The organism is Burkholderia sp. MSMB0856, assembly GCF_001524645.2.
GTDB classification, from domain to species: Bacteria; Pseudomonadota; Gammaproteobacteria; order Burkholderiales; family Burkholderiaceae; genus Burkholderia; species Burkholderia diffusa.
In genome coordinates this window covers 1,503,194-1,528,473 of record NZ_CP013428.1, presented here as the reverse complement: position 1 = coordinate 1,528,473, position 25,280 = coordinate 1,503,194, and the positions used below count along the sequence as shown (strand labels likewise).

The 25,280-nt window shown below is 67.6% G+C and carries 24 protein-coding genes; 5 read left to right on the top strand and 19 right to left on the bottom strand.

Features of this window, described 5'->3' with window-relative positions:
• Positions 1-296: 296 nt before the first annotated feature.
• The gene (locus WS87_RS24370; RefSeq protein WP_059533953.1) at positions 297-683 is read right to left on the bottom strand and encodes an ester cyclase; all 387 of its coding nucleotides are present in this window, start codon (positions 681-683) and stop codon (positions 297-299) included.
• Positions 684-736: 53 nt separating this feature from the next.
• On the bottom strand, positions 737-1,633 hold the full coding sequence (locus WS87_RS24365; RefSeq protein ID WP_059819288.1) for a LysR substrate-binding domain-containing protein: 897 nt from the start codon (positions 1,631-1,633) through the stop codon (positions 737-739).
• 534 nt (positions 1,634-2,167) lie between these two features.
• Here WS87_RS24365 and WS87_RS24360 point away from each other — a divergent pair.
• The 3 genes from WS87_RS24360 to WS87_RS24350 all read left to right on the top strand — a co-directional run bounded on the left by WS87_RS24360 (position 2,168) and on the right by WS87_RS24350 (position 5,093).
• A complete protein-coding gene (locus tag WS87_RS24360) occupies positions 2,168-3,007 on the top strand; it encodes a peptidoglycan DD-metalloendopeptidase family protein (protein ID WP_059819287.1) in 840 nt (279 codons plus the stop codon).
• Between the two features lie 189 nt (positions 3,008-3,196).
• The gene (gene bla, locus WS87_RS24355) at positions 3,197-4,096 is read left to right on the top strand and encodes a class A beta-lactamase (protein WP_059819286.1); all 900 of its coding nucleotides are present in this window, start codon (positions 3,197-3,199) and stop codon (positions 4,094-4,096) included.
• A 124-nt stretch (positions 4,097-4,220) separates the two neighbouring features.
• Positions 4,221-5,093 (top strand): LysR substrate-binding domain-containing protein, encoded by an 873-nt coding sequence (locus WS87_RS24350; RefSeq protein ID WP_059819679.1) that lies wholly within the window; start codon positions 4,221-4,223, stop codon positions 5,091-5,093.
• A gap of 25 nt (positions 5,094-5,118) precedes the next feature.
• Here WS87_RS24350 and WS87_RS24345 read toward each other — a convergent pair whose 3' ends face one another.
• From WS87_RS24345 to WS87_RS24280, 13 genes are all read right to left on the bottom strand, one after another.
• Positions 5,119-5,454: a hypothetical protein gene (locus WS87_RS24345; protein WP_059691316.1), complete on the bottom strand. Its 336-nt coding sequence runs from the start codon at positions 5,452-5,454 to the stop codon at positions 5,119-5,121.
• A gap of 362 nt (positions 5,455-5,816) precedes the next feature.
• Complete coding sequence (locus WS87_RS24340) at positions 5,817-6,071, bottom strand: GlsB/YeaQ/YmgE family stress response membrane protein (protein WP_057924918.1); 255 nt, start codon at positions 6,069-6,071, stop codon at positions 5,817-5,819.
• A gap of 129 nt (positions 6,072-6,200) precedes the next feature.
• Positions 6,201-6,962 carry an ABC transporter ATP-binding protein gene (locus WS87_RS24335; protein WP_044843242.1) on the bottom strand — a complete coding sequence of 254 codons (762 nt, stop codon included), beginning with the start codon at positions 6,960-6,962 and terminating at the stop codon, positions 6,201-6,203.
• Positions 6,959-7,873: an ABC transporter ATP-binding protein gene (locus tag WS87_RS24330; protein ID WP_059819285.1), complete on the bottom strand. Its 915-nt coding sequence runs from the start codon at positions 7,871-7,873 to the stop codon at positions 6,959-6,961. Before WS87_RS24330 ends, WS87_RS24335 begins: the two co-directional genes overlap by 4 nt.
• A 1-nt stretch (position 7,874) precedes the next feature.
• Positions 7,875-8,789 carry a nickel transporter permease gene (gene nikC / locus WS87_RS24325; RefSeq protein ID WP_059819284.1) on the bottom strand — a complete coding sequence of 305 codons (915 nt, stop codon included), beginning with the start codon at positions 8,787-8,789 and terminating at the stop codon, positions 7,875-7,877.
• Between the two features lie 66 nt (positions 8,790-8,855).
• Positions 8,856-9,926, bottom strand: a complete 1,071-nt coding sequence (locus WS87_RS24320) for an ABC transporter permease (protein ID WP_059819283.1) — start codon at positions 9,924-9,926, stop codon at positions 8,856-8,858.
• A 10-nt stretch (positions 9,927-9,936) separates the two neighbouring features.
• Positions 9,937-11,538 (bottom strand): ABC transporter substrate-binding protein, encoded by a 1,602-nt coding sequence (locus WS87_RS24315; RefSeq protein ID WP_059819282.1) that lies wholly within the window; start codon positions 11,536-11,538, stop codon positions 9,937-9,939.
• Positions 11,539-11,602: 64 nt separating this feature from the next.
• Entirely contained in the window at positions 11,603-12,166 is a 564-nt protein-coding gene (gene ddpX / locus WS87_RS24310; protein ID WP_082750685.1) for a D-alanyl-D-alanine dipeptidase, read from the bottom strand.
• 15 nt (positions 12,167-12,181) lie between these two features.
• Positions 12,182-13,063: a sap1 transcriptional regulator SapR gene (gene sapR / locus WS87_RS24305; protein WP_059819280.1), complete on the bottom strand. Its 882-nt coding sequence runs from the start codon at positions 13,061-13,063 to the stop codon at positions 12,182-12,184.
• A gap of 256 nt (positions 13,064-13,319) precedes the next feature.
• The gene (locus WS87_RS24300) at positions 13,320-14,909 is read right to left on the bottom strand and encodes an ABC transporter substrate-binding protein (RefSeq protein ID WP_059819279.1); all 1,590 of its coding nucleotides are present in this window, start codon (positions 14,907-14,909) and stop codon (positions 13,320-13,322) included.
• Positions 14,910-15,046: 137 nt separating this feature from the next.
• The gene (locus WS87_RS24295) at positions 15,047-15,379 is read right to left on the bottom strand and encodes a hypothetical protein (protein WP_059819278.1); all 333 of its coding nucleotides are present in this window, start codon (positions 15,377-15,379) and stop codon (positions 15,047-15,049) included.
• 247 nt (positions 15,380-15,626) lie between these two features.
• Positions 15,627-15,956: a hypothetical protein gene (locus WS87_RS24285; protein ID WP_059691307.1), complete on the bottom strand. Its 330-nt coding sequence runs from the start codon at positions 15,954-15,956 to the stop codon at positions 15,627-15,629.
• A 226-nt stretch (positions 15,957-16,182) separates the two neighbouring features.
• Positions 16,183-18,507, bottom strand: coding sequence for an FdhF/YdeP family oxidoreductase (locus tag WS87_RS24280; protein WP_059819277.1), 2,325 nt, complete (start codon positions 18,505-18,507; stop codon positions 16,183-16,185).
• Between the two features lie 152 nt (positions 18,508-18,659).
• On the opposite strand from WS87_RS24280, the gene WS87_RS24270 reads away from it, so the two are divergent.
• Entirely contained in the window at positions 18,660-20,081 is a 1,422-nt protein-coding gene (locus tag WS87_RS24270) for an aminotransferase-like domain-containing protein (protein WP_059819276.1), read from the top strand.
• Positions 20,082-20,148: 67 nt separating this feature from the next.
• Here the strand turns inward: WS87_RS24270 and WS87_RS24265 are convergent, their stop codons facing one another.
• Positions 20,149-21,390 carry a mechanosensitive ion channel family protein gene (locus WS87_RS24265; protein ID WP_059819275.1) on the bottom strand — a complete coding sequence of 414 codons (1,242 nt, stop codon included), beginning with the start codon at positions 21,388-21,390 and terminating at the stop codon, positions 20,149-20,151.
• A 255-nt stretch (positions 21,391-21,645) separates the two neighbouring features.
• On the bottom strand, positions 21,646-22,521 hold the full coding sequence (locus WS87_RS24260; protein ID WP_059819274.1) for a LysR substrate-binding domain-containing protein: 876 nt from the start codon (positions 22,519-22,521) through the stop codon (positions 21,646-21,648).
• A gap of 95 nt (positions 22,522-22,616) precedes the next feature.
• Between WS87_RS24260 and WS87_RS24255 the strand changes: the two genes are divergently transcribed.
• Positions 22,617-23,216, top strand: coding sequence for a LysE family translocator (locus tag WS87_RS24255; protein ID WP_082750662.1), 600 nt, complete (start codon positions 22,617-22,619; stop codon positions 23,214-23,216).
• A 12-nt stretch (positions 23,217-23,228) separates the two neighbouring features.
• Here the strand turns inward: WS87_RS24255 and WS87_RS24250 are convergent, their stop codons facing one another.
• Entirely contained in the window at positions 23,229-24,683 is a 1,455-nt protein-coding gene (locus WS87_RS24250; RefSeq protein WP_059819273.1) for a DHA2 family efflux MFS transporter permease subunit, read from the bottom strand.
• Positions 24,680-25,243: an isochorismatase family protein gene (locus WS87_RS24245; protein ID WP_059819272.1), complete on the bottom strand. Its 564-nt coding sequence runs from the start codon at positions 25,241-25,243 to the stop codon at positions 24,680-24,682. The genes WS87_RS24250 and WS87_RS24245 overlap by 4 nt, the downstream gene beginning before the upstream one ends.
• Positions 25,244-25,280: the final 37 nt, after the last annotated feature.

The following is a 25,280-nucleotide window of genomic DNA, read 5'->3' as shown; positions in this document are numbered from 1 at the left end:
TTTAGGCATCGATTGCTTCGATGTCAATGCGCTTTCACGCCGGATGCGACCGTGAAAACCCGGATGGTCAACGCACGAGGTGTGATGAGAGAGGGCTATGCGTGCGGGAATTTCTGCGATTTATGATTATTTTCGCTGCGGCGCAGCGTGGCATATCGGCAGTGACGGCAATGTCGGAAAGGCGTTCGTGCGGCGCGCCTTCCGGTGAGATATGAAAGAAAACGTTACCCTTGGAAATCGGATTCAAGCCGGATATCGACTCGTCGATCCCGTCCGGTGGCCGTCTCGCGGCGATGCTAAAGCTGCGCTTCGATCGCGGCCTTGTCGATCACCGACCACACCTGCCGGATCTTGCCGTCGTGAAATTCGTAGAACACGTTCTCGGCGAACGTGACGCGCGTGCCGTCGACGGCGAGCCCCATGAACGTCCCGCTCGGCGCACACGCGAAGCGCAGCCGGCATGCGATGCGCGGCGGTTCGCACACCAGCAGCCGGATCTCGAAATGGAGATCCGGAATGTCGCGGAAATCCTGCTCCAGCATCGCGCGGTAGCCGGCCAGGCCGAGCGGCCGGTCGTTGTGGATCACGTTGTCGGCGACGTACCGGCCGAGCGCCGGCCAGTCCTGGCGGTTCAGGCAGTCGATGTAGGCGCGGTAGTGCGTGGCGAGATCGGGTGTCGTCATGGCGGCGGTGCCTCCTCGTGTATCGCCCGGCCGTTGCGGACGGCGCGCGGCGTTCAGCGCGATGGCGTTTCGCCCGACAGATACGACACGAACGCCTGCGTATATTTGGGCAGCGCATCGAACGATCGCGCGCAGAGCGTCAGCTTGCGGTGGCTCCACGCGTCGGACAGCTCGACGAGCCGCACGTCCATCGTCTGCATCGCGCGCTCGGCCGCGTGGCGCGACACGATGCCGATCCCCACGCCGCTTTCGATCACGCGGCAGATCGCGTCGAAACTCTTCAGCTGCACACGGTAGCGGATCCGCTTGCCGAGCGCACGTGCCTGGTCGCCGAGATGGACCTGCAGCGCGCTGCCGTCGGTCAGCCCGACGAAATCCGCGTCGGCGATCTCGTCGAACGCGACCTCGTCGCGCGCGGCGAGCGGATGCCCGGCCGGCACGACCGCGATCAGCCAATCCTCGCGGAACGGCTTCTGCTCGAGTCCGCCGAGCCCGACCGAATCGGCGACGATGCCGACCTCGGCCGTCTTGTTGCGGATCGCGTGCACGATTTCCTGGCTCGAGCGCTCCTCGACGCTGATCGACAGTTTCGGATGATGCGGCAGATACGCGGCGAGCGCGTCGGGCAGGTATTCGCTCAGCGACGCCGTGTTGCAGAGCAGCCGGATATGCCCGCGCAGCCCCTGGCCGTATTGCTGCAGTTCGCCGCGCATTTGGTCGATCTGCTGCAGCACCGTGCGTGCGTGGTGCTCGAGCGCGCGGCCGGCGTCGGTCGCCTGCGCGCCGGACTTGGTCCGGTGCAGCAGCGGCACGCCGAGTTCGTCTTCCATCCCGCGAATGCGCTCGCTTGCTGCCTGCAGCGTGATGTGGGTGCGCTCGGCGCCGCCCGTGATCGTGCCGGCCTCGCAGATGTTCAGGAAGAGCCGCAGGTCGGTCAGGTCGAAGCGCATGGCGGGTGAGGGCGCGTAAGAATGGATATGGCCGATAAGTTAGCAGGAACCGCCGCGCCGGTCTCAGGCTGCGCCTGAGACCCCGTTCGCCGGTTCCGCATTTTCGGGGCGGGATCGATGCCGGATCATGGCCGCATATCAACCGGGGGAGATTGTCATGCGGGTCGATTCGTCGTGGGGCGTGTCGTTCAAGATCGCGTTGCACCTGTTGTTCCTGTGCATCGGCGTCGCGTGGGCCTGCGCGGAGCTGGTCGACTGGCTGCGCTGAGCGGGCGGCCGTCGCAGACCGCATCGGCTGTCCGACGCGGCCATGGGAGATTGAAAGCCATTCGAAATATCGGCGCATCCTGAAATTTCTTCCGCATCTCGCGTCCAAAACCGTCAAGTTTTTCCGAAATCGACCGTATTACCGGTAACGAGTGTCCGCCGGCGCCCGGTTCGTGATCGTTTGTCATCATTGTTTGCATCCGGTTACACGTCGGCCGTTCCGTTTTTGAGATGCTTGAAAGATTGTCAAACCGGAGTCGATCGTCCATGAATCAGCGCGAGATTTGCCGCAAGTCGGCGTGGCTGTCCGGCCTGGCCGCGGTGCTCGTCATGGCCGGTTGTGCCAGTACGCCGCCCGTCCCGCCGAGCGACACGCTGGCGGGCTCGCCGTCGGGCCAGCCCGCCGCAACGCCCGCGACGCCGCCGCCCGCACCCATTCTCGTCGCGCAGAAGTACGTGGTGAAACGCGGCGACACGCTGTCGGGCATCGCGTCCGCGAACGACTGCAGCGTCGCCGACCTGCGCACCTGGAACAAGCTCGACGGGCGCGGCAGGCTGCGCATGGGGCAGGTGCTGCGCATCGTCCGCCAGCAGCCGTTGCAGGCATCGGGCGGGAATGGCAGTGCACAGGCCGCCGCGCCAGCCGCCGCGAGCAATGCACTACCCGCCGCGCAGGCGAGCGCGTCGACGGCGAGCGACCGGCAGGTCGTGAAGGAAACCAGGCGGCATGCGGGCGGTGTGGCGCTTACGTGGCCCGCGCGCGGCAAGATCGTCGACGCGTTCCGGCCGGGGCAGAACCGCGGCATCCAGATCGCCGGCCGGCCGGGCGACCCGGTTCGCGCGGCGGCCGACGGCCGCGTAATGTACGCGGGCAGCGGCCTGAACGATTACGGCACCCTGATCATCGTCCAGCACAACGCGGATTTCCTCACCGCCTATGCGCACAACCGCAAAGTGCTCGTGAAAACCGGCGACATCGTGCGCCGGGGCGACGAGATCGCCGAGATGGGCGACCTCGACAACTCGCGTGTCGCGCTGCTGTTCGAAGTGCGACGCGACGGCAAGCCCGTCAATCCGATGCCGTACCTGCCTTCGTCGCAAGGCTGACGCGGGGCGCGCTCGCTGCTACGCTAGGGTCTGTTCATGTGCGTCCCGCCGCATGCGGGGCCGACGGACGTCTTCGGGGATGCGCGGCGTATGCCGTCGCGAGCCGGCCGTCGGCGCGAATGCGTGTGCGTCGTCGATGCGCACGTGCGTTGCTCCATGTCACCGTTTCCGACAGAACGCCCTTCATCCATGGAACATTCTCCGACACGTCGCTCGCTGTTGCTCGCCGCCGTCGCCGCGCCGTTCGTTGCCGCGTGCTCGTCGGCACCCGTCGCCGAGCAGGGGCGCGCACATGCCGCCCAGGCCGAACTCACCGCGCTTGAAAAAGCGTCGAACGGCCGGCTCGGCGTCGCCGCACTCGATACGTCGAGCGGCGCGCGCATCGCACATCACGCGCGCGAGCGCTTCCCGCTGTGCGGCACCTATGCGGTCGTCGCCGCCGCCGCGATACTCGCGCGCGGCTCGCTCGACGCGTCGCTGTTGCCGCGCCGCATCCTGTATCGCCGCTATGAAGTCGTGGCCGGCTCGCCGGTGACGGAAAGCCACGTCGACACGGGGATGACGATCGCGCAGCTCTGCACGGCGATGCTGCAGTCGGGCGACAAGGGCGCCGGGAACCTGCTGATGGGCGTGCTCGGCGGCCCGCAGGCCGTCACGTCGTTCGCGCACGAAAGCGGCGACACCGTGTTCCGGCTCGATCGCTGGGAACCCGAACTGAACCAGGCGGCGCCTCGCGACGAGCGTGATACGTCGACACCGGTTGCGATGGTCGACACGCTGCAGCGGTTGCTGCTCGGCGATACGCTGCGCGAACCGCAGCGTGCGCAGCTCACGGAATGGATGACCGGCGGCGCGCGCGGCGCGACCGGGATCGCGGCCGGCGTGCCGCCCGGCTGGCGCATCGCGGACAAGACCGGCACCGGCGGCTACGGCACGACGACCGACGTCGCGGTGCTGTGGCCGCCGTCGCGCGCGCCGATCGTGCTGGCCGTGTCGTTCACGCAGCCGCGTGCCGACGCGGCCGCACGCGCGGACGTCGTCGCGTCGGCGGCGCGCATCGCGACGGGCGCGTTCGCCGCCACGGCCTGAGCGCGCGACGCACCTCGCGTAAAGCCGGCGTTTGGCTTATCGTGTCGATCAGCGCGCGCCGGTGTCGGCGCGCGGCCTTGCCGCGCCGTCGTTCGGTGCGGTCGATCCGTCTACCCCCTTCGTCATGCGCCGACTTCCGCCCCTGCACGCGCTGCAGATCTTCTCGACGGTGGCCCGCCACCGCAGCTTCACGCGCGCGGCCGAGCAGCTGTGCCTCACGCAGGGTGCGGTGAGCCGGCAGATCCAGACACTCGAGGCGCACTACGGCTTTCCGCTGTTCAAACGGCACGCGAAGGGCCTCACGCTGACGGCGGAGGGCGAGCAATTGCTGCCGGTGGTCAACGAGAGCTTCGCGCGGATCGAGGACATCTCGATGAAGCTCACGCGGCAGCGCACCGATCTCGCGCTGAAGGTGCCGACCTGCGTGATGCGCTGGATGCTGCCGCGCATCATGCGCTTCCAGGGCGAGCATCCCGAGCTCCACGTGCAGATCACGACCGCGTGGCAGCACGTCGTCGATTTCTCGACCGAGCCGTTCGATGCGGCGGTCGTCTACGGTACGTCGCCGGGCGCGGGCGTATTCGCGCTGCCGCTGTTCGACGAACGCTTGACGCCGGTGTGCGCGCCCGAGCTGCGGCAGGCCGCGCCGCTCGATGCGGTCGGCGATCTCGCGCACCATACGCTGCTGCATCCGACGCGCGACCACCGCGACTGGCGCGCGTGGCTCGATCACGCGGGCGAGCGCGCCGTCGACGCGGAGCGCGGGCCGACCTTCGACACGCTCGATCTCGCGACGAACGCGGCGATGCAGGGCTTCGGCGTCGCGATCGGCGACGTGACGCTCGTCGACGACGACGTCAGCGCGCGCCGGCTCGAACGGCCGTTCGACATCGTGCTCGAGACCGGCGCCCGTTATTTCTTCGTCTACCCGGAGAGCATCGGCAGCCAGCAGAAGATCCGCGCGTTCAGCGACTGGATCGCCTGCCATCGCGACTGACGCGCGACGCCTCCGGCAGCGGGCGTTACTGGTACGTCACGATGGCGATCATCGGCGCATGCGTGTCGCCCGCACGGCCAGGTAAAACGATTGCGCGCGAGGCCTGCGTAAAGGTCGTGGTCTTGATCGTGCGCAGGCTGGCCGCGTCGACGAATGCGACTTGCCCGCTCGCCGGGCGCGGGCAGTCGGGGCGCACGTGCGCGTGCGCGGCGTCGGCGGTGTCGAGCGCGAACGAGCACGGCGGCTCGACGATCATGCCGGTGAAGTGGATAACGCCGGACGCGCCGGCGGCAAAAGATGAGGACGACGCCAGAAGCGAGGCAGCCAGGGCAAACGAGGCGGCAAACAGGCGATGCTTCATGACAGGCTCCAGAGAGGAAGCGCGTCGCAGCGGGGCCGCTCGAATGGCAGTCCGTCAACGCTGCGGTGCTGTATGCGTAAACGGCAATTCCATTGGACCTCTTGAATGAAAAACGGGAAATAACGGCAACGATCAAATGACGCCGTATTCCTCCAATCAATTTATCCCAAATTTGTGCGGCCGCAAGTCAGGGTATTGCCGATGGCGTAAGGGCGCGGCGATCCGGCCAGTGAACCGGGGGTTTGCGAGTGAATCGTTGAGGACTCAACGATTCGACGAAGGTGCGAATTGCGGCGTGCATAAAGAAAACGGCCGCTCGTGTAACGAGCGGCCGTTGCGTATCGACGCGGGCGATGCGGCGGTCAGCCCGCGCGCTTGCGTACCGCGCCGACGATCACGAGCAGCACGATCGCGCCGATGATCGACGCGATCCAGCCGGCGCCCTGGCCCGGCGCATACCAGCCGGCGGCGCGGCCGACGTAGCCCGCGACGAGCGAGCCGACGACGCCGAGCACGACGGTCATCAGGATGCCCATCTTGTCGTCGCCGGGCTTGAGCGCACGGGCGAGGAGGCCGACGATGAGCCCGACCACCAGGGTTTCGATGAATTGCAGCATGAACGCCTCCCTATTGCTGTTGAGCTGTTGACGAAAGGAAATGGACCCGCGCGGCGCGCGAGGGTTCCATCCGTCGGCGCGCCGATGCACGGGGTGCCGAGTATCGCACGCCCGCGCGTCGCGCACATGTCAGGCAACCGGATCGAGGCGTCGATAGCCTTCGGTCGCGCGCAGCAGCGTGCGCGTGTAGTCGCGTGCGACCTGTCCGGCGCGAACGTCCTCGATCCGCAGCTGTTCGACGATCTCGCCATGCTGCATCACCGCGACGCGCTGGCACAGGAAGCCGATCACCGCGAGGTTGTGGCTCACGAGGATCATCGTCAGGTTGCGTTCGCGATGCAGGCGGCGCAGCAGGTTCAGGATCTCGGCCTGCACCGATACGTCGAGCGCGGAGGTCGGCTCGTCGAGCAGCAGCACGCGCGGCTCGACGATCAGCGCGCGCGCGATCGCGACACGCTGGCGCTGGCCACCCGACAGCTGGTGCGGATAGCGGAAGCGGAACGCCGGGCCGAGCCCGACTTCGGACAGCGCGCGGGCGATGCGCGCGTCGGCGTCGTCGATCCGGTGGATCGACAGCGGTTCGCGCAGCGTCTGGTCGACCGTGAAGCGCGGATGCAGCGACGCGTACGGATCCTGGAACACCATCTGCACGTGGCGGCGGAATGCGCGGTCGGGCGTGCCGCCGACGGGCCGGCCGTCGATCGACAGGCTGCCGCCCGCGAGCGGCACGAGGCCGGTCAGCGCGCGCAGCAGCGTCGACTTGCCGGAGCCCGATTCGCCGACGAGCCCGAAGACTTCGCCGTCGCGTACCGCGAAGCTGGCATCGCGCACGGCGTCGACATGGCCGGTGCGGGTCGGAAAACGGATCGAGGCGTGATCGACGTCGATCATCGTGCGGCCTCCCTGGATTCGGCCGACGACGATGCGGGCGAAGCGGCGTCGAGCCACGCCGGGTCGCGCCGCAGCACAGGCAGTTCGTCGGGCGGGTTTGCGAGCGGCGGATTCGCCGCGAGCAGCCCGCGGGTGTATGGATGCGTCGCGTCGCGCAGGTCGCGCGCGGCACAGGTTTCGACGACGCGGCCCGCATACATCACCGCGACGCGATCGCAGAACGACATCACGAGCGGCAGGTCGTGGCTGATGAACATCAGGCCCGTGCCGTGCCGCGCAATCATCGCGTCGAGCACCGCGAGCACCTGCATCGACACCGCGACGTCGAGCGCGGACGTCGGCTCGTCGGCGATCAGCAGGCGCGGGCCGGTCGACACCATCATCGCGATCATCACGCGCTGGCCCATGCCGCCCGACAGCTCGTGCGGATACGCATCGGCGACGCGCGCCGGATCGCGAATCTGCACGGCGGCGAGCGCCTCGACGATCCGCTCGCGCAGCGCGCGGCCGCGCAACCCCGGCTCGTGCAGCCGGAATGCTTCGCCCATCTGCTTCGCGACGGTCATCACCGGGTTCAGCGAATATTTCGGATCCTGCAGGATCATCCCCATCTGGCTGCCGCACAGGCGCCGGCGTTCGCTCGCCGACATCGCGAGCAGGTCGCGGCCGGCGAAGCGCATCGTGCGGGCCGACCAGCGCGCGGCTTCGGGGAGCAGGCCGAGCAGCGCGCGGCCCGTCAGCGATTTGCCGGAGCCGGATTCGCCGACGATGCCGAGCCGTTCGCCGGGCGCGAGCGTCAGCGACAGGTCGCGCACCGCGTCGGACACGACGCCGTCGTGCCCGCGAAACCCGATCTTCAGGCCGTCGATCTCGCAGAGCGGCGCGGGTGCGTTGACGGAATTCAGTGGCATGTCACGCTCCATGACGCGGATCGAAGACGTCGCGCAGCCCGTCGCCGAGCAGGTTGAACGCTAGGCTGACGAGCAGGATTGCCGCGCCGGGCAGCGTCGCGACCCACCACGCGTCGAGCAGCACGTTGCGGCCCGACGCGACCATGAAGCCCCATTCGGGGCTCGGCGGCTGCGCGCCGAGGCCGAGGAAGCCGAGGCCCGCGACGGTCAGGATGATGCCGGCCATATCGAGCGTCGCGCGCACGATCACCGACGACATGCACAGCGGCACGATATAGCGCAGCAAGATCCGCGGGCCCGATGCGCCTTGCAGGCGCGCCGCGTGGATGTAATCGGCCTGCGCGATGCGGATCGTCTCCGCGCGCGCGAGCCGCGCGTACGCGGGCCACGCGGTGATCGAGATCGCGACGACCGCGTTGATCACGCCGGGCCCGAGCGCGGCCGCGAATGCGAGCGCGAGCACGATCTTCGGGAACGCCAGCGCGATGTCGGTGATGCGCATCAGCGCGCTGTCGACGAAACCGCCGCAATAACCGGCCGTCGTACCGATCAGGAGTCCGATCGGCACGACGATCACGACGACGAGCATCGCGATGCCGAGCGTGAGGCGCGAGCCGTCGATCAGCCGCGAGAGGATGTCGCGGCCGAGCTGGTCGGTGCCGAGCCAGTGCGACGGCGAGCCGGGCGGCAGCAGGCGGTCGGACAGCACCTGGCGCAGCGGATCGTGCGGCATGATCAGCGGGCCGACGAGGGCGACGACGATCAGCGCGACCAGGATCGCGAGCCCGAACAGGTTGAGCGGATTGGCGGCGAAGCGGCGCCAGCGGCGATATGCGAGGCCGAACGCGGCCTGCGAGCGCGACGCGGGCGCATCGGAAAGCAGCCACGCGCGCAGCGTGAGACGCTCGGCATTCATGATCGGACGACCTTCGGCATGGACGGTGAAAGAAGCAGGGTGGAAGCGGTCATGTCGCGGCGGCCCTCAGCGCGCACGCGGATCGAACACGCGGTACAGCGCGTCGGTCAGCAGGTTGACGATGATGAACATCGCGCCGATCACGAGCGTCGCGCCGAGCACCGCGTTCATGTCGGCGTTCAGCAGCGCACCCGTCAGGTACGAGCCGAGCCCCGGCCACGCGAACACGATCTCGGTGAGCACCGAGCCCTCGAGCAGGTTGCTGTACGTGAGCGCGATCACGGTCAGGAGCGGCACCGCGATGTTGCCGAACGCATGCCGCCAGATCACGCGGCGCTCGGACAGGCCCTTCGCGCGCGCGGTGACGATGTATTCCTGGCTCAGCTGGTCGAGCATGAAGGAGCGCGTCATCCGGCTCAGGTACGCGACCGAGTAGTAGCCGAGGATCGCGGCCGGCAGCGCGATGTGCGACACCGCGTTGCGGAACACGTCCCACTCGCCCGCGAGCGCCGAGTCGATCAGCAGGCTGCCCGTGCGCGGGTCGACCATGCCGTCGTACACGGGATCGAGCCGGCCGGGGCCGCCGACCCAGTGCAGCCGCGCATAGAACAGCAGCAGCCCCATCAGCCCGAGCCAGAACACCGGCACCGAATTGCCGATCAGGCCGACGAAGCGCGCGATGTGGTCGATCGGCCGGTTGTGCTTCACCGCGGCCGCGACGCCGAGCGGCACGCCGATCGCGATGCCGATCAACGTCGCGATCGTCGCGAGTTCGAGCGTGGCGGGGAACACGCGTCGGATATCGTCGAGCACCGGGTTCGACGTCAGCAGCGACATCCCGAGATTGCCGTGCAGCACGTCGCGCGCGTAGATCAGGAATTGCGTGGCGAGCGGCTTGTCGAGGCCGAGCGCGATGCGCTCGGCCGCGTAAGCCTCGGCCGACGCGCGATCGCCGAGGATCGCGAGCACGGGATCGATCGGCACCTTGCGGCCGATCACGAACGTCAGCGCGAGCAGCCCCGCGAACGTGACGGCGAGCGTGAGCGCCCAGCGCAGCACGCGCAGCGCCCAGCGTACGGCCGGGCGCCGCGCGGGCAGCGTGCGCAGCGCTTCGAGGGAGGAGGCGGGAGTCGACATGCGGTGAATCTTATTGCTTCGTCAGGTTACGGTACGACACGAGATCGTTGATCGGTCCGACTTCGAGTCCGCTCACGCCGGGCCGCGTCGCGACCTGGGCGACCTTCTGGAACATGATCACGAACGGCGAATGCGCGAGCATGTCCTTCTGCATCGCCTGATACCGTTGCGCGCGTTGCGCGGCGGTCGGCTCGGCGAGCGCGGTGTCGGTCTCCTTCGTCAGTTGCGGAATGTCCCAGCTGTTGCGCCAGGCCAGCATTTTATAGCTCGACTTGTCGGAGTTGTCGGGGTTCCATGCAAAACCCTGCGCGTTGCTGTGCGGGTCGATGTAGTCGGCCGACCATTCGCCGATGTAGATGTCGTGCTGGCGCGCGCGGTATTTCGCGAGCGTCTGCTTGTTGTCGCCGGGGATCAGCTGCACCTTGACGCCCGCCTGCGCGAAGTTCGCCTGCACGGCCTGCGCGATCTCCGTGTACGGATAGTCGTTGCGCACGTCCATCGTCACCGCGAAGCCGTTCGCCACGCCGGCCTTCGCGAGCAGCGCCTTCGCCTTCGCGACGTCGAGCTTGTACGGATTCGCATTCAGCGTGCCGAGGAAGCCTTCGGGCAGGAAAGTCTGGTGCACCTTGTAGGTCGTCTTCACGACGTTGGTCTGGATTCCGGAATAGTCGACCAGCCACTTCAGCGCTTCCTGAACGTCGGGCTTCGCGAGCGTCGGGTTCTTCGTGTTCAGGCCGAGATACAGCAGCGTCGCCTGCGGCGATGCCGCGACCTTCGCCTTGCCGGATTTCACGACCGACGCGAGATCGTCCGGGCTCAGGTCGCGCGCCGCGTCGACGTCGCCGTTTTCCAGCAGCAGGCGCTGGCTCGCCGCTTCGGGCACGTGGCGCAGCACGATGCGTTTCATCGCGAGCGGCAGGCGGTAGCCGTCGAAGCGTTGCAGCACGATGCTGTCGCCGGCCGACCACTTGACCAGCTTGTACGCGCCGGAGCCGGCCTCGTTGGTCTTCAGCCACGCATTGCCGAAGTCGTTGCCTTGCTGGTGCGACAGCAGCAGCTTCCTGTCGAGCACCGACGCGGGCCATGAGCCGAGCACGTTCAGCACGAAGGTCGGCGCGTATTTGTGGTCGGTCGTGATCGACACCGTCTGATCGTCGAGCTTCTTCACGTTCGCGGCGACGTTCGCCTTCGTGAGGCCGATGCCGGTCAGCACGGCGGCCGGCCCCTTGTCGAGCAGCACCGCGCGCTGGATCGACCATGCGACGTCGTCGGCCGTCAGCGGGTTGCCCGAGTGGAACTTGAGGCCCGAGCGCAGCTTGAACGTATAGGTCAACCCGTCGGCGCTCACCGTCCACGACTGCGCGACGTCGCCGTTGAATTTCGATGGATCGCGCAGGTCGACGCGCACGAGCCGGTCGTACGTGTTCGCGACGTATTCCTCCGGCACCAGTTCGTAGATCTCGCCGGGATCGAGCGTCGTGAATTCGTCGAGCAGCGTGGCCATCACGAACATGTCCTTCGGCGTTTCCGCGCGTGCGGCGGAAAGCGGAACGGCGGCGAGCACGGATGCGGCGGCGAGTGCCGCGACGAGCCGGGAGGTCAGGGGTTGCATGTGCGCTTCTCCATGTGTCGTTGAGGTCGTTGAACGGGAACGGTGAAAGAAACGTGCATCGTCGTTACATCAGGCGCCACGGGCCGCTCGCCGCGTTGTCGATCTGCGGCAAGGCATGCGAACCGGGCAGTTCGTAGTGCCACCATTCGCTGTCGATATGCGCGAAGCCGGCCGCCTGCATCACGCCGAGCAGCAGCAGCCGGTTGCGTTGCACGGCTTCGGGCAGCCCCGGATGGAAGTGGCCCGACGCTGCCACCATCTCGTCGAAGCCGGTGCCCATATCGAGCGGCTCGCCGTTCGCACCGACGAGCGTCAGGTCGAGCGCGGTGCCGCGGCTGTGGTTCGAGCCGCGGCCGAGATCGGCGACGAAGTTCGGATCGGGCAGGAAATCCCACAGCACCTGTTGCGCCTGCGGCGGCCGGTACGCGTCGTAGATGCGCAGCGTGAAGCCGGCTTGTGCTGCGACGTCGACCGCGCGGCGCAGCGCGGCCTCGGCCGGCTCGAGCAGCAGGCAGTGCGCGCGACGGTAGATCGCCTTGCCGGTCAGGTTGCGCTCGGTCGCGTAGACGAGATCGATCTCGACGCGATGCGTGGCGGGCGTGATTTCAACGAGGCGGGGAGACGGCATCGGCATTCGGGGCGCTCAGGATTCGAATTGGTCGAAGGCGCGCTGCAGTTCGCGGTTGCGCGCGACGCGCCGGTCGATCGCGGGACCGAGGCGGTCGACCACGGCGGTGATCAGCAGGTTGAACAGGCACGTGAGCGGCGCGAGCGAATCCCAGAACTGGCCGACGTCGGTCTTCACCTGCAGCAGGTCGGCCGGCCATTCGCGCGCCCACGGGCAATAGAGATCGGTGACCAGCGCGAACGGCTGGCCGCGTTCGGCGGCCGCCTGGCAATAGCGGCGCGCGCTGCGCGAATAGGCGCGCGTATCGGTGACGATGCAGTACGGCCGCTCGAATTCGGAATTCAGCGAATCGACGTACGAGCCCGACTGGCCGTCGGAATAGAACACGCGCGGGCGGATGTATTCCAGATAACTGCTGAACGCGTTGCTGATGCCGCGGGTCGACTGGATGCCGAGGATGAATACGGCGTCGGCATGCGCGATCCGGTCCGCGACCTGCGCGAACACGGGTTCTTCCGCGAGCCGGTAGACGTGGCGGATCGCATCGAGCTCGCGATCGAGCGATGATGCAAGCGTGCCGTCGCCATGGTCGCTGTCGCCGGCGTTCGCGTGCGCGCCGGCGGTGCGGCGGTATTCGTCGAGGCGGTCGGTGATCATCCACGGGCGGTCGCTGCCGCCGCGCAGTTCGCGTTTCAGGTCGTCGAGGTTGCGGTAGCCGATGCTGCGCAGGAAACGACCGACGGAGATGCCGCTGGTGCCGGTCTGCTGCGCGATCTGGTCGGCCGTTTCGAGCCCGAGACGGTCGAGGTTCGCGAGCATGTAGCTCGCGATGCGCTTCGCGGTCGGCGTCAGGTCGGCAAAGCGGGATTCGACGGTATGGGCGAACGCGCAGGTCATCGGGCTGTTAGATATTTGTCATCGGATGATTCGGTGTCATCCATCTAACAAAGCCAAAATCATTCGCGCCAGCGGATAAAAACTATGGTTTGGCGGAGGCTGATAGGGGAGAGTGTGCGCGCCCGACGACAGGATCGCGATGGGCGGCAGAGAAATTTATCCCTGTCACGCATGTTCCGCATTCGTGCATGACAGGGATAATTTGCGGGGTGTTTCGCCGTGCAGCGCGTCGACGAAATGCCGCGGGAAGCCGGCCTTATTTTGCCAGCGTCCGGTACGACACGAGGTCGTTGATCGGTCCGATCTCCGGCCCGGTCGTGCCGGGGCGCGTCGCGACCTGCACGACCTTCTCGAACATGATGATGAACGGCGAGTTCGCGAGCACGGCCTTCTGCAGAGCCTCGTAACGCTGTGCGCGCTTCGCGGGCGACGGCTCGACGAGCGCGGCCTCGGTGTCCTTCGTCAATTGCGGGATGTCCCAGCTGTTGCGCCATGCGAGCATCTTCGTCTTCGACTGGTCGGAATTGTCAGGATTCCAGGCGAAGCCGCGCGCGTTGCTGTTCGGGTCCATGTAGTCGGGCGACCATTCGCCGATGAAGATGTCGTGCTGGCGTGCGCGGTACTTGCCGATCGCCTGCTTCGCATCGCCCGGGATCAGCTTCACGCGGATGCCGCCCTGCGCGAAGTTCGCCTGCAGTGCCTGTGCGATCTCGAGGTACGGATAATCGTTCGGCATGTCCATCGTCACGTCGAAGCCGTTCGGCAAGCCGGCTTTCGCGAGCAGCGCCTTCGCCTTCGCGACGTTGAGCTTGTACGGATTCGAATTCAGCGTGCCGAGGAAGCCTTCGGGCAGGAAGGTCTCGTGCACTTTGTACGTCGTGCTGACGATATTGCGCTGGATGCCGTCGTAGTCGACCAGCCACTTCATCGCCTGTTGCACGTCGGGCTTCGCGAGATTCGGGTTCTTCGTATTCAGGCTCAGGTACAGCAGCGCGGACACCGGCCACGACGCGACCTTGATCTTGCCGGCCTTGGTCAGCGAGGCGAGGCTGTCGGGGCTCAGGTTGCGCGCGGCGTCGACGTCGCCGTTTTCCAGCAGCAACCGCTGCGCGGAGGCCTCGGGCACGTGGCGCAGCACGACGCGTTTCATCGGGTACGGCGCCCGGTACTTGTCGAAACGCTGCAGCACGATGCTTTCGTTCGGCGTCCACTTGACGAGCTGGTACGGGCCCGAGCCCGCGTCGTTGGTCTTCAGCCAGGCGCTGCCGAAATCGCTGCCTTGCTGATGTGACATCAGCAGCTTCTTGTCGAGCACCGACGCCGGACACGCGCTCAGCACGTTGAGCACGAAGCTCGGCGCGTACTTGCGGTCGGTTTCGAGCACGAAGGTCTGCGGGTCGACCGCGCGCACCTTCTGCATCACGTTCGCCTTCGTGAGGCCGAGATCGGCGAGCACGCCGGCCGGGCCCTTGTCGAGCAGGATGGTGCGCTGCAGTGACCACGCGACGTCGTCGGCGGTGACCGGGTTGCCGGAATGGAACGTGAGACCGGGGCGCAGCTTGAACGTGTAGGTGACGCCGTCGGCGCCGACCGACCAGGATTGCGCGATCTGCCCGTCGAAGCGCGTCGGGTCCTTCAGGTCGACCCGCACGAGCCGTTCGTAGGTGTTCGCGACGTACTCGGACGGCACGAGCTCGTAGATTTCGCTCGGGTCGAGAGTCGTGAATTCGCCGAGCTGGGTGGCGACGACGAAGATGCCGGGCGGCGTCGCGGCCTGCGCCGGCAGCGCCGGAACAAGCGCGACGAGCGCGGCGCTGACGAACAGCCGGGACAGCAGATGCTTCATGCGGGCTCCGTGGAAAGGGAATCGTGCTGCGATTCTCTCATCGACGGCGGCCCGGATGAAAAAATTCGACGGGCGCGCATGACGGCGCCCGGATGACGCGGCTTGCGGGCCGGGCGGGTGCCCGGCGCCGGCGGCGGTCAGATCACGCAGCGCGCGATCGCGAAGCGCATCGCTTCCTCGGCCGGCTCGCTGCCCGAGCCGCGCACGACCTTGACGACCGACCCGTTGCCCGACGGCGTGAGCGTGACGAAGTACGAGCGCGACCCGACGGTGATGTCGGTCACGCCGTTGTGCTGCGATTGCTCGGTGCCGGACAGGCGGCTGTCGAGGCAGTTGGCGATCGCGTGGGCCGGGCGCGCGGACGACACGTAGATCATCGGCGCCGAGCCGGACGCGGCCGAATCGGACGAGGGCGTCGAGCCGCAGGCGGCGAGCAGGGCGGCGGGAAGGAGCAGCAGGAATCGTTTCATGATCGGGATCGTCGTGTGTCTCGTGTCGAGGCTGGGGCGCGGGGTACGCGAAACGCGGAGCTTCGCGACGAAACCGCCGGAATCGTGCCGTTCTTGACGGTCGATGCGGGTGGCGGCTGACGTCGGAGTATACCCGCGGCACTTGACGCGAACGGCCTGCTGAAACGATTCGATACAACAACAAGCGCCCGCTGTCGCACGGCGGCAGCGGGCGTTTCAAGCGATGGCGAATCGACGCTTGCCGGCGTTACTGGCCGATCTTGTGGCTGACCGCGTTTTCCTGCTGGTTCAGCACGTGCTTTTCGCTCTGCGTAATGTGGCCGTGATCCTGCGCGGCCATGTCCCGCTCTTCCTGGCGGATCTTGCGGTCGTCACGGTGCAGGCGCGCGGCCTGGGCGTGCGACATCTCGCCTTCCTTCACTTCGTGATGGATCCGGCGATTCTGGTTGGCGAGACGCTGGTTGACCTCTTCGCGGCGCGGATGCGCTTGCTGCCACGGCGTTTCGGCGAACGCGGTGCCGGTCAGTACCGACATCAGGGTGGCGGCGATCGCGAGATGGCGGGTAAGGGCTCGCATGACGTTTTCTCCTGTCGTTGCGCGTCACGAAACGTGCGCGCTTGTCGAAAAAAACGCTGTGCGGGCCCCGGCTGTTGACGTTTCCGGCTGTATCGATTGCAAGTCTTTATTACGGCGTCGATGCGATGCGCTCGCAGCCGCTCGCCATCGACACGAGATCGTCGAGGCGAGCATCGAGCATCCGCAGCCAGTGCTCGCGCGGCCGAACGATCATCGCGGCGCTCCGTCAGGCGGCGGCCGACGCCGGCGCGGCCGCGCGATGCAGCAGCACGGGCACCGACTTCGACGTCGGCGTGTTGCACACGTCGCCAACGCTGTCGAGCGGCACCAGCGGGTTCGTTTCCGGGTAGTACGCGCCGATGCAGCCGCGCGGGATGTCGTATTCGACGAGCAGGAAACCGTCCGCGCGCCGCTCGATGCCGTCGTGCCACACGGTTTCCATGTCGACCCATTCGCCGGCCTTCAGGCCGAGCATCGCGAGGTCGTCGCGGTTGACGAACACCACGCGGCGCTGGCCGAATACGCCGCGATAGCGGTCGTCCAGCCCGTAGACGGTCGTGTTGTACTGGTCGTGCGAACGCGTCGTCATCAGCGTCATCAGGCGCTCGCCGTGCAGCGCGCGGGCGCGCTGGATCGGCGTGTCGGTCGGCAGCGCGTGCGCGATGAAGTTCGCCTTGCCCGTCGGCGTCAGCCATTCGCGGTCGCGCGACGCGACGCGCAGGTGGAAACCGCCCGGCCGCGCGATGCGCGTGTTGTAGTCGTAGAAGCCGTCGACGGTCGCCTCGATCGCGTCGCGGATCTTCGCGTAGTCGTCCTTGTACGCGAGCCAGTCGATCTCGCCGCTGCCGAACAGCGCATGGCCGATGTGCGCGACGATCGCGGGCTCCGACATCAGGTTCGGCGACGCCGGTTTGTTCATCCCGTACGACACGTGGACCATGCTCATCGAATCCTCGACCGTCACGCCCTGCGCGACGTTGTCCTGCAGGTCGATCTCGGTGCGGCCGAGCGTCGGCAGGATCAGCGCATCGCGGCCGTGGATCAGGTGGCTGCGGTTCAGCTTGGTCGTGATGTGCACGGAGAGATCGCAGCGGCGCATGCCTTCCCACGTGCGCGGCGTGTCGGGCGTCGCCATCGCGAAGTTGCCGCCGAGACCGATCAGCACTTTCACGTGGCCTTCGAGCATACCTTCGATGGTTTCGACGACGTCGTAGCCGTGCTCGCGCGGCGGCTCGAAGTCGAACACGTGGCCGAGCCGGTCGAGGAACGCCTGCGACGGTTTTTCCTCGATACCGACCGTGCGGTTGCCCTGCACGTTCGAGTGGCCGCGCACCGGGCACAGGCCCACACCGGGGCGGCCGATGTTGCCGCGCATCAGCATCAGGTTCGTCAGCATCTGCACGGTCGCGACCGAATGCTTGTGCTGGGTGATGCCCATCCCCCAGGTCGCGATCACGCGCTCGCTGCGTGCATAGCGTTGCGCGAGGCCGTCGATCTGCGCGTACGACACGCCGCTTTCGGCCGTCAGCGCGGACCAGCTTTCGTTGCGCAGATCGTCGGCGAACGCATCGAAGCCGGCCGTGTGCTCGCCGATGAACGCCGTGTCGAGCACGCGTGGCGCACCGGTGGCGCGCGCGGCATCGTCGAGTTCGAGTACGCGCTTCGCCATTCCCTTGATCAGCGCGAAATCGCCGCCGATCGTCGGCTGGATGAAGGTCGACGCGATGTTGGTGCCCGACATCGTCAGCATCTCGAGCGGGCTTTGCGGATCGGCGAAGCGCTCGAGCCCGCGTTCCTTCAGCGGGTTGATCGACACGATCGTCGCGCCGCGCTTCGCGCATTCGCGCAGTTCGCCCATCATCCGCGGATGGTTGGTCGCCGGATTCTGGCCGAAGATCAGCAGCATGTCCGCGTGCTCGAAATCGTCGAGCGTGACGGTGCCCTTGCCGACGCCGACCGACGCCGGCAGCCCGCGGCTCGTCGCCTCGTGGCACATGTTCGAGCAGTCGGGGAAGTTGTTGGTGCCGTAGCGCCGCACCAGCAGCTGATACAGGAACGCCGCCTCGTTGCTCGCGCGGCCGGACGTGTAGAACGCCGCCTGGTTCGGGTCCGGCAGCGCGCGCAGGTGACGTGCGATCAGCTCGAACGCGTCGTCCCACGCGATCGGCACGTAGCGGTCGGTCCGCGCGTCGTACACCATCGGGTCGGTCAGGCGGCCGTGCTGTTCGAGTTCGAAATCCGTCTGTTCGAGCAGCTCGGCGACGGTGTGCGCGGCGAAGAATTCGGGCGTCACGCGCTTGCTCGTCGCCTCGGCGGCCACGGCCTTCACGCCGTTCTCGCAGAATTCGAACGTCGACGCATGCTGGCGGTCGGGCCACGCGCAGCCCGGGCAGTCGAAGCCGTCCGGCTGGTTCTGGCGCAGCAGCGTGCGGTAGTTGCCGCCGCTGACCTTTTCCTTGATCAGGTTGATCGTGACGGCTTTCAGCGCGCCCCAGCCGGCGGCCGGGTGGGTGTACGGTTCGATGCGCGCGGCGGCGGATTTCTTTTTCATGATGCGTGTGTCGGGGTCGATGCACGGAGAGTACGCGCGGTGCGGCGGCCGCTGTGTGTACACCTTTCGTCTTCAAAAAAGAGTACAGTTGCGGCCAGTCAGGTGGTGGCGGCCGCAACTGTGTTGTTGAAGGGATGTTGAAAGGGAGGCGCGTGAAGCGTTACGAACAACTGGCCGACGATCTGCAGGCGCAGATCGAGCGCGGCGTGTACCGGCCCGGCGAGCGGATTCCGTCGGTGCGCCAGGCGAGCCGGCAGCAGCAGCTCAGCGTCACGACCGTGCTGCGCGCGTATCTCGTGCTCGAGAGCCGTGGGCTGATCGAGAGCCGGCCGCAGTCGGGCTACTTCGTGCGGGCGCGGGCCACGGCGCCGGCGCAGGCCGAGCTGCACGTGTCGGCGCCGACCGCCGAACCGTCGGCGGTGGACGTGAGCCGGCTCGTGCTGTCGACGCTGCGCTCGATCGCGCGCGACGACGCGGTGCCGCTCGGTTCGCCGTATCCCGATGCGTCGCAGTTCCCGGTGCAGCGTCTCGCGCGCTACGCACAGGCGATTGGCCGGCGCCGCACGCGCTGGGGCGTGATCGACGACCTGCCGCCCGGCAACCAGGAGCTGATCCGCCAGATCGCGCGGCGCTACGCGGAGCGCGGGATCCCGGTCGAGCCGGGCGAGATCGTGGTGACGATCGGCGCGACGGAGGCAATCAACCTGTGCCTGCAGGCCGTTGCAAAGCCCGGCGACACGATCGCGGTGGAGTCGCCGACGTTCTACGCGATGCTGCATGCGATCGAGCGGATGGGCATGCGCGCGCTCGAGGTGGCGACCCATCCGGGCGACGGCATCGATCTCGACGCGCTCGAACGGATTCTCGCGCGCGAGCGCATCGCCGCATGCATGGTGATGCCGAATTTCCACAATCCGCTCGGCTTCCAGATGCCCGATGCGCGCAAGCGCGCGCTCGTCGAGCTGCTCGCGAAGCATGACGTGCCCGCGATCGAGAGCGACGTCTATCACGAGCTGCATTACGGCGACACGACGCCGAGCGCGCTGAAGTCGTACGATCGCGACGGCCTCGTGCTGCATTGCGCGTCGTTCACCAAGAGCCTGTCGCCGCGCTACCGGATCGGCTGGGCGATGCCCGGCCGCTACCGCGACCAGGTCGAGAAGCTGAAATTCCTGAACACGCTCGCGACGCCCGCGATCGAGCAGCTCGCGATCGCCGAATACCTGAAGCACGACGGCTACGATTTCCACCTGCGGCGGATGCGCAAGCAGTATGCGCAGCAGGCGAGCCTGATGAGCGCGATGGTGCGGCGCTTCTTCCCGGAAGGTACGCGATTGTCGCAGCCGCAGGGCGGGTACGTGCTGTGGGTCGAACTGCCGCCGCAGGTCGACGCGATGAAGCTGTATGGGCGCGCGCTCGCGCAGGGGATCACGATCGGGCCTGGCCACATGTTCTCGGCGACCGCCGATTACCGGCACTTCATCCGGCTCAACTACAGCTATCCGTGGTCGCGGCAGATCGAGGACGCGTTGAAGGTGGTGGGGCGGCTCGCGGCCGAGTGCGCGGGGCGGTGAGCGGCAGCACGCGCGCCGCGATGCCGCGTTGCCGGCGGCGACCCGTTGCAGGCCGCCGCGGCGAGCCCTAGCGCGCGTGCGGCGCCGACAGTTCGGCTTGCGCCGCGCCGGCCATCCGGCGCATGTCGAAGCCCGACGGATGCTGGTACACGCGCAGCCCGAACTCGGGCAGCACCGCGATCAGGTGATCGAACAGATCGGACTGGATCGCCTCGTAGTCGACCCAGGTCGTCGTGTCGGTGAAGCAGTACAGTTCGAGCGGAATGCCCTCGGCCGTCAGCGGCAGCTGGCGCGCCATGCACGTCATGTCGCGGCGGATTCGCGGATGGCCTTTCAGATAGTTCGCGACGTACGCGCGGAACGTGCCGAGATTCGTCAACTGGCGGCGGTTCGCCTGGCATTCGCCGGCCGCGCCGAGCGTGCCGTTCCATTGCGCGATCGCATCGACCTTGTCTTCCAGGTACTCCTTCAGGAGCGTCAGGCGTTCGAGCCGTTCGATCTCGTCGTTGCCAAGAAAGCGCACGCTCGTCGCGTCGATGAACAGCGCGCGCTTGATGCGGCGCCCGCCGGCCTCGGTCATCCCGCGCCAGTTCTGGTAGCTCTCGGTGATCAGCTTCCAGGTCGGCACCGTGATGATCGTGTGATCGAAGTTCGCGATCTTGACCGTGTTCAACGTGATGTCGATGACGGTGCCGTCCGCGCCGGCCGATGGCATCGTGATCCAGTCGCCGATCCGCAGCATGTCGTTCGACGACAGTTGCACGCCGGCGACGAGGCCGAGCAGCGTGTCCTTGAAGATCAGCATCAGCACCGCCGACATCGCGCCGATGCCCGACAGCAGCAGGCCGATCTGCTTGCCGGTCGCGTCGCCGATCACGACGAGCGCGGCCGTGATGAACATCACGAGCTTGACGAGCTGCATCGCGCCTTTCAGCGACAGGCGCGGCTGGTCGCGCCGGCTCGTGCGATGCGTGTGCTCGAGCGCGGACAGCGTCGCGCTGATCGTCATCGACACCAGGAACACGATCAGCGCGAACAGCACCTTGTCGGCGGCTTGCGCGGCCACGGCGGGGATGCCCGGCACCGCGCCGAGGCCGAGCTTGATCACGACGAACGGCACGATGCGGTTCAGCCACTTGAATGCGCCGAACTCGAACAGCGCGTCGTCGATGCGGGTGGCCGACAGCCGCGCAAGACGCGCGACCACGCGGAACAGGAGGAAATGGGCGGTGGCCGTGATCGCGCCGGCGGCAGCGAGCAGGATGAGGATGCCGACGAGCGGCGCAAACCAGGATTCGTTCAGGGTCATAAGGTCAGGCAGGGTCCTTCTCGTGTGTTGAATCTGCGCCGCGATGCGGCGTGCGCCCGATGAAGGGCACATGTAAGGGACCGTGATTGTGCCATCGGGTTCCGGCCTGATGTCGCGAACGCATGACGTAGGGCTCCGGAACATTTTCAGCGTTACGTCGCACTGCGTTGTTTTCATGCGGCGCAACACATTGCGCGTTCGCCATGCAGTGCCCGCGCGAGGCTCATGTCGCGTGGCGGCGAGCGGGGAAGAAGGCTAGGCAGCCGCGCGCACGCGCGCGAAGCCGTTGCGCAGGTGACGGGCCAGTTCCGCCGCAGCCGGCGTGTGCTGGCCGCGCGGCAGATGGAGGTTGATTGCGAAGTTCGGCAGCGCGGGCAGGCCGCAGTCGGCGGGCAGGATGTCGAGATCGGCCGGCACGGTGGACGCGAGCCAGACGGTCACCGCGAGATCGGAGCGCACGGTCGCGGCCGTCGCGTCGATGCTGCCGTTCTCGAACACCGTGCGCCACGCGCGGTCGCAGGCACGCAATGCGTCGAGAACGGTCGGGCGGAACGCGCAGGTCCGGTCGACCATCGACACGGGCAGCGGCGTCCGCAAGTGGGCGCTGCCGCCTTTCGCGCCGACCCAGACCAGACGGTCGACGGCGACGCATTCGCCGCGCGACGGGCCGACCGGCGCCTCGATCAACGCGACATCGATCTCGCCCTGCCTGAGCGACTTGCGCAGTTCGGGCGACGCCGCGCACACGAGCGACAGCGCGACTTGCGGATGCGCGTACGCATAGCCTTTCAGGATCGGCGCGAGACAGCTGCCGACGAGATCCTGCGGCGCGCCGATCCGGACGGCGCCTTCCATCGCTCCGGCCGTCATGTCGGTCAGCAGCGCGTCGTGCGCGGCGAGCAGCCGGCGCGCCTGCGCGAGCAGACGTTCGCCGTCCGCCGTGAGCAGCAGGTTGCGATGCTCGCGCACGAACAGCGGGCCGGACAGCGTTTCGAGCCGCGCGACCTGCTGGCTGATCGCGCCTTGCGTCAGATGCAGCGCGCGGCTCGCCGCTGTCATGCTGCCGTGATCGGCGACCGTGACGAAGGCGCGAAGCAGGGCGATGTCGAGGTTACGTACCATGGATCGCATTATGGATGCTAATGACAGGCATAAAAAGCTTTCGCTGTCGTAATGCATGGATCGCGGGTAAAACGGGGCTTCGACGACCACGACCGGGAGCCCGCGTGCCGCTTCAAGACTACTTGCCGCTGATGCTGTTCGTGATCGTGTCCACGGTGACGCCGGGTGGCGCGACGACGCTGGCGACCGCATCGGGCGCGCATTTCGGCTATCGGCGTTCGTTGCCGATGATGGCGGGCATCGCGGCCGGCCTGGCATCGATGGCCGCCGCCGCGGCTGCCGGGCTCGGCAGCGTGTTGCTGGCGCTGCCTGCGCTGCAGCTCGGGATGAAGGTGCTCGGCTCGCTGTATCTGCTGTGGCTGGCCACGCGCATCGCGCGCGGCGGCAAGCCGGGCGCCGCAGCGGCCGTGCAACGGCCGCAAGGGTTCGTCAGCGGCGTCTGGATGCTGTGGCACAACCCGAAGGGCTGGGCGATGACGCTCGGCGCGGCCGCGTCGTTCGCTGCGCTGGCGTCCGGCCCCGTGAGGCTCGGTGCGTTGCTCGGGCTGGCATTCGGCATGGCGGCGATGGCGTCGCTGTCGCTCTGGTGTTGTGCCGGGCTGCTGTTCGCGCGCGTGCTGCGTACGGAGCGGCAGTGGCGTTGCGTGAATGCCGGGTTGGGCATCCTGCTCGCGGCGTCGATCGTGCCGATGTGGATGCAGTAGCGGCCCCGGCATTCACCGCGAACCGGCCCGCGCGGCCCCCGCCGGCCGTCCGCCCGCGCCGCTCGACCATCGCGGCAGCCGCAGCGTCGTCACGAAGCTCGCCGCATGCAGTGCGCAAAGCATGCCGAACGCCCACGCGTAGGCGGCCCCGTGCGTGCCGCCCGTCGACGCGGATTCGGCCTGCAGCCGCCACGCGAGAAACAGCGTGCACATCGTCGTGAACGTCGGGCCGCCGAGGCGCTGGACGATATTGAGCGACGTCGTCGCCATCGGCAGGTTGCGCCGCTCGACCGACGCATACGCGGCGGAAATCGACGGTGCGCCGATCGCGCTTTGGCCCATTCCGCGCAGAAACAGCGCGGGCACCAGCACGTAGGGATCGTAGCCGGCCAGCGCCAGATACACGAACGGCAGCGTCGCGGCGAGCGCGAGCAGCGCGCCGGCGGCGGCCAGCCGGCGCACGCCGAACCGGCTGGTCAGCGCGCCCATCGACGGATAGGTGACGAGCATGCCGAGCCCGAGCGGCGCCAGCAGCCAGCCCATCTCGCCGGGCGAGCGGCCGCACGCTTTGATCAGGAACACCGGAATCAGCATCTGGCCCGCGTAGATCGCGCCGTTCGACAGGAACTGCGTGGCAGCGGCCGCGCCGAATACGCGCGAGCGAAACAGCGCGAGGTCGATCAGCGCATGCTCGCCTTTGCGCCGCTCGACGCGCAGGAACGCGGCGAGCAGCAGCACCGAACCCATGATCGCGGCGATGCCGGGCTCCGCGTCGATGCGCTCGGCGCCATACAGGAACAGCACGAGCGCTGGCGACAGCAGCGCGAGGCCGACCCAGTCGAGTTCGCGCCGCTGCGTTTCGTCGCGGTCGCCGGGCAGGAACCATACGGCCAGCGCAAGCGCCAGTGCACCGACCGGCAGATTCACGAGAAACAGCCAGCGCCACGAGGCGTGCTGCAGGATCGCACCGGCGACGACCGGCCCGAGGATCGGCGCGATCAGCACGGGCACCGCCGCATAACCGATCACGCGTGCCATCTGCTGCCCGGCCACGCGCGCGATCATCATCTGCGCCATCGGTGCGAGCAGCCCGCCGCTGACGCCCTGCAGCACGCGGAATGCGATCAGCGACGGCGCGGACCACGCGAGCCCGCACAGCGCCGACGTGAACGTGAACGCGGAGAAACACCACAGGTACAGCGCCTTCGCGCCGATGCGGTCGACCAGCCAGCCGTTGAGCGGCAACACCAGCGTGAGGGCGAGCAGGTAGCCGCTCGTCACCCACTGGATCGTCGACAGGCTTGCGTGCAGATCGGTCGCGAGGCTCGCCAGCGATACGTTGACGATCGTCGCGTCGAGTTGCGACAGCAGCGAGCCGAGCGTCGCGACGGCGCTGACTTTCCAGATCGACGGATCGAGCCGGCCGGCCGCATGGCCCGGCGCCGGCGGAGCGCGTTTGTCGCTCACGCGCCGCGCCGGTCGAGCAGCGCGAGGATTGCTTGCGTCGGACCCGTCTCGCCCAGGCGCGGGAACAGCCGTTCGATGCTGTTCGTATGCGCGTCGGCGTTGAGGTCGGTCATCGCGTCGACCGCGAGCGTCACGTTGTAACCGAGTTCGTGCGCCTGGCGGGCTGTCGATTCGACGCCGATGCTCGTCGCGATGCCGGCCAGCACGATCTGCGTGACGCCGGCGGCTTTCAGGTGCGCGTCGAGACCGGTGCCGGTGAACGCGCCCCAGGTCTTCTTCGTCACGACATGGTCGCTTGGCTGGCGGTTCAGCTCGGGCAGAAGATCGGCCCAATCGGCGGGAAGGGCATCCAGACGCACCTGCTGCTGCGTGCGGCCCGGCGCGCTGCCGGCGACGTTGACGAGCACGACCGGCAGGCCGCGGCTACGGAAGGCGTCGAGCAGCTCGCGCGTCCGTTCGATCACCGGTGCGACCGGGTGGGCGGTGGGCAGCGCGACGATGCCCTTCTGCAGGTCGATGACGACGAGTGCCGTTTGCGTGTCGAGACGGGTCGTGCTCATGGCGTGATGCTCCGTGAAGTGGGCAAAGGAAAGCGTG

What these genes read in the sequence shown, in the direction of transcription:
- WS87_RS24370 (WP_059533953.1), bottom strand. Translation starts at nt 683, where the DNA reads ATGACGACACCCGATCTCGCCACGCACTACCGCGCCTACATCGACTGC.
- WS87_RS24365 (WP_059819288.1), bottom strand. Translation starts at nt 1,633, where the DNA reads ATGCGCTTCGACCTGACCGACCTGCGGCTCTTCCTGAACATCTGCGAG.
- WS87_RS24360 (WP_059819287.1), top strand. Translation starts at nt 2,168, where the DNA reads ATGAATCAGCGCGAGATTTGCCGCAAGTCGGCGTGGCTGTCCGGCCTG.
- bla (WP_059819286.1), top strand. Translation starts at nt 3,197, where the DNA reads ATGGAACATTCTCCGACACGTCGCTCGCTGTTGCTCGCCGCCGTCGCC.
- WS87_RS24350 (WP_059819679.1), top strand. Translation starts at nt 4,221, where the DNA reads ATGCGCCGACTTCCGCCCCTGCACGCGCTGCAGATCTTCTCGACGGTG.
- WS87_RS24345 (WP_059691316.1), bottom strand. Translation starts at nt 5,454, where the DNA reads ATGAAGCATCGCCTGTTTGCCGCCTCGTTTGCCCTGGCTGCCTCGCTT.
- WS87_RS24340 (WP_057924918.1), bottom strand. Translation starts at nt 6,071, where the DNA reads ATGCTGCAATTCATCGAAACCCTGGTGGTCGGGCTCATCGTCGGCCTC.
- WS87_RS24335 (WP_044843242.1), bottom strand. Translation starts at nt 6,962, where the DNA reads ATGATCGACGTCGATCACGCCTCGATCCGTTTTCCGACCCGCACCGGC.
- WS87_RS24330 (WP_059819285.1), bottom strand. Translation starts at nt 7,873, where the DNA reads ATGCCACTGAATTCCGTCAACGCACCCGCGCCGCTCTGCGAGATCGAC.
- nikC (WP_059819284.1), bottom strand. Translation starts at nt 8,789, where the DNA reads ATGAATGCCGAGCGTCTCACGCTGCGCGCGTGGCTGCTTTCCGATGCG.
- WS87_RS24320 (WP_059819283.1), bottom strand. Translation starts at nt 9,926, where the DNA reads ATGTCGACTCCCGCCTCCTCCCTCGAAGCGCTGCGCACGCTGCCCGCG.
- WS87_RS24315 (WP_059819282.1), bottom strand. Translation starts at nt 11,538, where the DNA reads ATGCAACCCCTGACCTCCCGGCTCGTCGCGGCACTCGCCGCCGCATCC.
- ddpX (WP_082750685.1), bottom strand. Translation starts at nt 12,166, where the DNA reads ATGCCGTCTCCCCGCCTCGTTGAAATCACGCCCGCCACGCATCGCGTC.
- sapR (WP_059819280.1), bottom strand. Translation starts at nt 13,063, where the DNA reads ATGACCTGCGCGTTCGCCCATACCGTCGAATCCCGCTTTGCCGACCTG.
- WS87_RS24300 (WP_059819279.1), bottom strand. Translation starts at nt 14,909, where the DNA reads ATGAAGCATCTGCTGTCCCGGCTGTTCGTCAGCGCCGCGCTCGTCGCG.
- WS87_RS24295 (WP_059819278.1), bottom strand. Translation starts at nt 15,379, where the DNA reads ATGAAACGATTCCTGCTGCTCCTTCCCGCCGCCCTGCTCGCCGCCTGC.
- WS87_RS24285 (WP_059691307.1), bottom strand. Translation starts at nt 15,956, where the DNA reads ATGCGAGCCCTTACCCGCCATCTCGCGATCGCCGCCACCCTGATGTCG.
- WS87_RS24280 (WP_059819277.1), bottom strand. Translation starts at nt 18,507, where the DNA reads ATGAAAAAGAAATCCGCCGCCGCGCGCATCGAACCGTACACCCACCCG.
- WS87_RS24265 (WP_059819275.1), bottom strand. Translation starts at nt 21,390, where the DNA reads ATGACCCTGAACGAATCCTGGTTTGCGCCGCTCGTCGGCATCCTCATC.
- WS87_RS24260 (WP_059819274.1), bottom strand. Translation starts at nt 22,521, where the DNA reads ATGCGATCCATGGTACGTAACCTCGACATCGCCCTGCTTCGCGCCTTC.
- WS87_RS24245 (WP_059819272.1), bottom strand. Translation starts at nt 25,243, where the DNA reads ATGAGCACGACCCGTCTCGACACGCAAACGGCACTCGTCGTCATCGAC.